General features: G+C 65.1%; 7 protein-coding genes. 3 read left to right on the plus strand and 4 right to left on the minus strand.

The genetic code is table 11. The features are described 5' to 3' along the window. From Q2941_RS50275 to Q2941_RS50285, 3 genes are all read right to left on the minus strand, one after another. On the minus strand, positions 1-780 hold a 780-nt coding region (locus Q2941_RS50275; RefSeq protein WP_458197350.1), incomplete at its 3' end, for an NAD(P)-binding protein. A gap of 78 nt (positions 781-858) precedes the next feature. Continuing rightward, positions 859-1,944: a DUF2855 family protein gene (locus Q2941_RS50280; RefSeq protein ID WP_458197351.1), complete on the minus strand. Its 1,086-nt coding sequence runs from the start codon at positions 1,942-1,944 to the stop codon at positions 859-861. Further along, the gene (locus tag Q2941_RS50285; RefSeq protein WP_027522137.1) at positions 1,941-2,681 is read right to left on the minus strand and encodes a DNA-3-methyladenine glycosylase family protein; all 741 of its coding nucleotides are present in this window, start codon (positions 2,679-2,681) and stop codon (positions 1,941-1,943) included. The genes Q2941_RS50280 and Q2941_RS50285 overlap by 4 nt, the downstream gene beginning before the upstream one ends. A gap of 123 nt (positions 2,682-2,804) precedes the next feature. Here Q2941_RS50285 and Q2941_RS50290 point away from each other — a divergent pair, with 123 nt between their 5' ends. The 3 genes from Q2941_RS50290 to Q2941_RS50300 all read left to right on the plus strand — a co-directional run bounded on the left by Q2941_RS50290 (position 2,805) and on the right by Q2941_RS50300 (position 5,902). Further along, positions 2,805-3,632 (plus strand): nucleotidyltransferase domain-containing protein, encoded by an 828-nt coding sequence (locus Q2941_RS50290; RefSeq protein WP_458197352.1) that lies wholly within the window; start codon positions 2,805-2,807, stop codon positions 3,630-3,632. After that, complete coding sequence (gene gluQRS / locus Q2941_RS50295) at positions 3,632-4,501, plus strand: tRNA glutamyl-Q(34) synthetase GluQRS (RefSeq protein WP_458197353.1); 870 nt, start codon at positions 3,632-3,634, stop codon at positions 4,499-4,501. The genes Q2941_RS50290 and gluQRS overlap by 1 nt, the downstream gene beginning before the upstream one ends. Before the next feature lie 87 nt (positions 4,502-4,588). Next, entirely contained in the window at positions 4,589-5,902 is a 1,314-nt protein-coding gene (locus Q2941_RS50300; protein ID WP_458197354.1) for an ATP-binding protein, read from the plus strand. Here the strand turns inward: Q2941_RS50300 and Q2941_RS50305 are convergent. Next, positions 5,829-6,515 (minus strand): YihY/virulence factor BrkB family protein (locus tag Q2941_RS50305; protein ID WP_458197355.1); only part of this gene is annotated, 687 nt, incomplete at its 5' end. The two genes, Q2941_RS50300 and Q2941_RS50305, sit on opposite strands and share 74 nt — an antisense overlap.

Raw genomic sequence — 6,515 nt, forward strand, 5'->3', positions numbered from 1 at the left:
GACGTAAGCCTCGAACCAGTTCGCGAGCTTGTCCTTGGGGATATAGACCGGCCAGTTCGGCGGGAACGGCATGTAGGGCAGGTGATTGACCTGCACCTGGTTGTGCAGCGTGAGCGCGTGATAGCGTTTGCGCCAATTGTCGCCGATGCGTGGCCAGCGGTCGACGATCAGCGTGTCGACGTTCAACTGCTTCAGCCGCGCCGCGATCGCCAGCCCCGCCTGGCCGCCGCCGATCACCAGCACGGCCGGATCGCGATCGGCATAGTCGCCGGACGCTGTGCGCAGATCGAGCCAGTTCGGTCCGCGGAAGTCGCGCGAATAGGCCTGGCCGCGCGGCCGCGTCCGGTTGAGTTGCTCCTCAAATCCCTTCAGCTCCTCAAGCGCGGTGAGCAGCGTCCACGCCTTCAGGCGGTCGTCGTCATCGGCGTCCGGCAGTAGCCGCACGATGCCGCTGCCGCGGCCGACGGCCGTTTCGAACGAGAAGATTGCTTCGATCGTCTTGGTGCCGGCGCGAGTCACCCAGCGTGGCGGCGCGCGGGTCGATGCGATTTCGAAAGAACTCGGCGCAGCTTCGGATGCGAGCGCGCTCAATTCCCGCACGGTCGCATCGCGACCGGCGATCGTTTGCAGGTTCCAGCTGAGCGCCAGCACGTCGCGCCAGTAGCTGTCGGCCAGGAAGAGCTTATGCAGCGCGCCGTGACCCGGGTCGCCAAGCGCCTGCTCGAACTGGTCGAGCCAGGTTTGCGCGGACACAAGAATGTCCTTCGTCCTGTCCAGCATGCGGGACCTCGTGGCCGTCTTCGCGGCGCTTCCTCTCGGGCACGAGGCTATACCGGTTCGGTCCGTACAAAAAGGCGACTATCCGAGCAGCGAGAGCATATGCCCCTGCTCAGGCGGAATACGGCCCTTGAGGGTATCGAGATAAACCCGCCGCACCGCGTCGGCTCCGCGGCTCTCGACCACGGCGAGGCACTTTTCGAGCATCGGCGCAAAGCCCGACCACGCCACGCCAAAGCGCTGATCGATTCCGCCCGGGCCCCAGTCCTTCGCACGCTTGCGCATATGATCCGGCGCGAAGAACCAGCGCGGCTTTGCGCCGGGCAGGGCGCCTTCGTCGGCATCGGTGGCGCGATGCGTCAGGCCGACGCGCACCGAGCATGCCATCCGGTTGCCGAAATGGTGGTGCAGCTCGGCCCGCAACGCGCTGCTGCCGGCCATGTCGACGAAGGCGACCGGCTTATCCGTCGGCAGCAAGCTGACGCGGTCATAAGTGACGACTTCGTCGTAGCAGGGCAGCGAGCCGACGAAGCCGGCGTTGCCGGCCGAGGTCAGCCCGATCACCTTGCGGCCGCGGCTGTGCAGGAGATGCGCGAGCCCGAACGCAGTCTTGCTGGAGGCGCTCGAGAGCAGCACGCTACGCGCGCCAAAGTCGTCGTTCTCGGCGAGGAAATCGTCGACCAGGAACGACAGCATGAACAGCGGCCGCAGCAGCGCCTGAAGATCGCCCTGATGCCCCGCAAAGTTGGGATCAGCGGTGACACGGGAATAGACGTTAAAGACCGGCGACACCTGCTTGCGATGCTCGGCGCCGTCGCGAAGAGCGCGCTTGCTGACGTCCGTGGCTTCGATGACGAGATGCGTCGCCATCGGGAAATAGCCGAACAGTCGCTCGCCGACAGCGACGCCAGGATGTTTCGAGGCGATGACCTCGCCAAAACCCCACACCGGGATGTTGCCGAAGCCGTGCGGCGCCGGAAAGATTTGCCAGTATTTCAGCTCGTCGCCCATCACGGCATAGGTGATGTTGTTGGCGGTGAACGCGAAGCGTTCGACCTTCACCAAAAGCGCATCCGCCGGTAGCGTGGCTGGATCGGGAATTGCGGTCTCGGTCAGCTTGCACTGCTCGAGGTCGTTGCGCGCAACGATGAAGTCGGTCGATGTCATGGTGAAGGTCCCGGCTTTTTCCGTGCCGGCATCTTTTCTTTCACCCGTGAGCGCTTTGCAACAGCAACATTGTTTAAAACGGCGTTCGCCTCGCCGGCGATGACGCCTTCGCGTTTCTTGACCGCGCGATAGTAGCTCCACCACAGATGCGCGGCCGCGCCGCGCAGGGGCCGCCAGGGCTCGGCGAGCGGGGCCATCTGCTTCTCGGTGGGGCGCGTCTTCAGGCCCAGCCCGAGGCGGATCCCTTCTTGGACTGCGAGATCGCCGGCAGGCCAGGCATCGCCATGGCCGAGGCAAAACAGCAGATAGACGTCGGCGGTCCACGGTCCGATGCCCGGCAGCGCGATCAGCGTGTGATGCGCGGCGTCGGCATCCTCTTCGGCGAGGACGTCGAGATTCAGCCGTTCGGCCGCGAGCTCGCGTGCGAGATGTTTCAGCGTCTTGATCTTGGCTGCCGAAAGGCCGAGCCGTCCCAGCCGGTCGGCGCGTGCGCGGCGCACGGCATCATGGTCGAACGGATCGAAGGCGGCGTTTAGCCGCCCCCAGATCGCGCCGGCGCTCGCGGTCGAGAGCTGCTGGCCGCAGACGATATGGGCAAGCCCGACAAAGCCAGGCTCACGCCGCCGCAGGCTCGGCATGCCCGCGATCTCCAGCACCGGCTTCAGCCGGGTATCGCGCTTCACCAGCGCCTCAACGGCCTCTTCGAGATCGGACTGGGTTTCGAGGTGGATGGTCATGAAGACACCGGATCGCAGCGATGCGGACTAAGCGTCCTGTGGACGGTTCGGAACGATGAGACTAAGACCATATCACCTTGATTTCGGACACGCCGGATGAGTTTGAGAAACATTCCTGCCGAGATGATCGGCGAGAAAGTCGCATTGATCGATGCCATGCTCGGTCGCATCGTCGACGAACATCGCGTTTTCTTGCCCCTCGCCATCGAAAGCGGTAGCCGGGCATGGGGCTTTTCGTCTCCTGACAGCGACTACGACTGTCGCTTCGTCTTCGTGCGTCGCGCCGTCGATCATGTTACGCCATGGACCTCGCGTGACGTCATTGAGCTCCCGCTTGAAGGAGACCTCGATGCCAATGGGTGGGACTTGCGCAAGGCGCTTCAGCTCTTGCTGAAGGGTAATGCGGTGATTGTCGAGTGGCTGCGCTCGCCGGTCATTTACTGCGGGCAGGCCTGGTTTCGCGATGATTTTCTGGAGTTTGCTCGCCAGGCGGCGAGCCGGGAGGCGATTGGCCGTCACTATCTTCATCTTGGCGAGCGTCAGCGACGCGTATACTTCGGCGATGGAACGAGCGTTGCGCAAAGGAAGATCTTCTATGCACTTCGGCCCGCGGCCGCCTTGCGATGGTTGCGCATGCATCCGACCGAGGCTGTCGCGCCAATGCATTTTCCGACGCTCATGGCAGAGTGTGAGCCGCCGAGCGATTTGAGGGCGGAGGTCGTCGATCTGATGGATCGCAAGGCGGTCACGCGCGAGCTCGGCGTAGCGCCTCTGTCACGCGTGGTAGCTGGCTTCATCGATTCAGAGTTCGAGCTTGCCCGTGGTGTATTCGAGGGGGGCGGGGTCGGTGCATCGGAACAAATGATCCTTAGGGCGGAGCAGTTCTATCGCGGTGTGGTCGAGCGACTCGAGCGGGAGAGCGGCACGATTGATCCGTTTCGGCCCGCCTGATGCCACCCGTTTTCCGATTCGCCCCGAGCCCAAATGGCTATCTCCATCTCGGCCACGCCTTTTCCGCCCTGCTCAATTTCGATCGCGCGCGCGAGACGGGCGGGCGCATCCTGCTGCGCATCGAGGACATCGACAGGGCGCGCTGCCGGGTAGAGTTCGAGGCGGCGATCTACGAAGACCTCGCCTGGCTCGGGATCGCCTGGGAGATGCCGGTGCGGCGGCAGTCTGATCATTTTGAGGCCTACCGCGTGGCGCTGGACCAGCTCACCGCGCTTGGCCTCGTCTATCCCGCCTTCGAAAGCCGCGCTGAGATCGCAAGGCTGGTGACGCAGCGCGAGGCCGATCAGCCGTGGCCGCGCGATCCGGATGGCGCGCCGCTTTATCCGGGCACTGCGAAATCGCTCTCCGCCGCCGAGCGTGCGCGGTTGATCTCGTCCGGCGCGCCCTATGCGCTGCGGCTCGACATGGCCGCCGCTTGCCGCCTCGTAACGGACCTCATGTGGCATGAGGACGGCGAGGGGCCCGCGGGCGAGCAGGGCAGCATTCCTGCCCAACCGCAGGCCTGGGGCGACGTCATCCTCGCACGCAAGGAGACGCCGACCAGCTATCACATCTCGGTCGTCGTCGACGATGCGTTGCAAGAGGTGAGCGAGGTGGTGCGCGGTCAGGACCTGTTTCATGCCACCTCGGTCCACCGCCTGCTCCAGCAACTGCTCGGCCTGCCCGCGCCCGCCTACCGCCACCACCGGCTGATACGCGACGAGGGCGGGCAAAAGCTTTCCAAATCGACCCGCGCCACCGGTTTGCGCGACTTGCGCGCGGCGGGAGCGCTGCCTGCCGACATTCGCGCTTTGGTGGGATTACGTTAAGTTTCTCTGGGGTTTAGCAAAACGCCTCAGTGACTCCCTGGGCCCCGCCGTGCCATGCTGACTGCGAGCCGGGGTTCAAGGGGAAACATGGCGGCGAAAACGCGCATCGCGCGCACCACGCGGTCGTCAAAGCGGCGGTTGCCCAAGACGGGCGCCAAGACGCCGGTTAAGACGCGCGTTAAGCCGCATGCCGCACGAAAGCGCAGCCCAAAGACGAGTGCAAAACCTGTCGCGGCGGACATGGTCCAGGCCGCGCTCGCGGCCTTTGCCCATGAGGTCCGCACCCCCCTGACCGGAATCCTTGCGATCAGCGATCTCCTGGCGACCTCCGACCTCGGCGAGCGCGAGCGTCGCTGGGCCGATACCATCAAGGCCGGCGCGGAGCATCTGGCGAGCCTTGCCACGTTGTTCGTCGATGCCGCCAAGACAGGGAAAAACGGTGGCGGTGGGCTCGGTCAGGATCTGTTCGATCTGCGAGCGCTGGCGCGCGCCGCCGGCGACTCGCTCGCCGGCCGGGCGGCCGCCAAGGGGTTGCAGGCCCGGGTCGATATCTCGCCAAAGCTCCCCGCGCTGGTGGTTGGTGATCCCGTCCGCCTGCGCGCGGCGCTGGAGAATCTGATCGACAATGCCGTGAAGTTCACCGAGCAGGGCGGGATCGCTCTCTCCGTCGCGCCATGGCCGATCGCCAAGGACAGGATCAAGGGGAAAGCCAAAGACAAGGCCAGGACCGGCGTCGCCTTCGCGGTGTCCGACAGCGGCATCGGGCTGACCATGGCCGAGATCAAGCGCCTGTTCCGTCCGTTCTCGCAGGCCAATGTCACCATCGCCTCGCGCTTCGGCGGCGCCGGGCTCGGGCTGTCATCGGTGAAGCAGCTTGCGCGCGCGATGGGCGGCGACATCACGGTCGCGCCGCGGCGCGGCGGCGGCGCCACCTTCACATTGACGGTGTCCCTGACCTCGGCCGAGGCGGAGAAATCCACCAAGTCAGGGGCGCACGACGGTCGCGGGGAGAATGCGCCGGCGGGCTTGCGCGTGCTCAGCGTCGAGGACAATCCGTTCGGCCGCGTCGTGCTCAACACCATACTGACCGAACTCGGCCATCATGCCGAGTTCATCGGCCGTGGCGAGGACGCGGAAAACCGCCTGGCGCAAGGCGGCTTCAACGCGGTGCTAATGGACATGGTGCTGCCGGGCATCGACGGCATCGAGGCGATCAAGCGCATCCGCACGATGTGTCCGCCGCTCGGTCAGATCCCGATCATCGGCATTTCCGGCCGCGGCGAGGACGAGACGGCCTCGCGCGAGGCCGGTGCCGACGCCTTCCTGGTCAAGCCCGTGTCTCCGCGTGCGCTAGCGACTGCGCTGCTTGAAGCGACACGCCGTGAGGAAGCCGCGACTTGATGATCGCGGCGTTGAGCTCGCCGCCATAGACGAAGATCGCGGCGATGAAATACAGAAACACCAGCGCGATGATCACGGAGGCGAGCCCCGCATACATCGTCACGTAGTTGTTGGCGAAGCGCGCCAGATATTGCCCGAACACGATGCCTGAGACGACCGACCCCACGATGGTGAAGACGATGCCGGGCAGGATCTGGAGAAACTTCCGCCGTCCCGCCGGCACCCAGGCATGCAGGATCAATAGCGCCACGATCAGCGCGCCGATGGTGATGCCATAACGCACCCAGGTCAGGATGCTTTCGTTGGACTCGACGAACAGCGGGATGTGGCGCCGCGCCGCCTCGATGATCAGAGGGCCGAGCACGATCAGGAAGGCCATGGCGAGCGCGGCGAAGGCCGCGACCAGCGTGTAGGCGATCGATTCCAGCCGCAGCCAGTACCAGCGCCGCATCTCGACCACCGCGTAGGCGCGGTTGAGCGCGACCCGTAAGGCCTCGACGCCGTTCGAGGCGAAATAGACCGACAGCACCGCGCCGATCGTCAGCACGTCGGTGCGGGTCGTGGTCAGAACGTCGTGGATCTCGCCGGACAATGTCTGTCTCTTATACACATC

The organism is Bradyrhizobium sp. UFLA05-153, from assembly GCF_054185185.1.

What these genes read in the sequence shown, in the direction of transcription:
- Q2941_RS50280 (WP_458197351.1), bottom strand. Translation starts at nt 1,944, where the DNA reads ATGACATCGACCGACTTCATCGTTGCGCGCAACGACCTCGAGCAGTGC.
- Q2941_RS50300 (WP_458197354.1), top strand. Translation starts at nt 4,589, where the DNA reads ATGGCGGCGAAAACGCGCATCGCGCGCACCACGCGGTCGTCAAAGCGG.
- Q2941_RS50285 (WP_027522137.1), bottom strand. Translation starts at nt 2,681, where the DNA reads ATGACCATCCACCTCGAAACCCAGTCCGATCTCGAAGAGGCCGTTGAG.
- Q2941_RS50290 (WP_458197352.1), top strand. Translation starts at nt 2,805, where the DNA reads ATGATCGGCGAGAAAGTCGCATTGATCGATGCCATGCTCGGTCGCATC.
- gluQRS (WP_458197353.1), top strand. Translation starts at nt 3,632, where the DNA reads ATGCCACCCGTTTTCCGATTCGCCCCGAGCCCAAATGGCTATCTCCAT.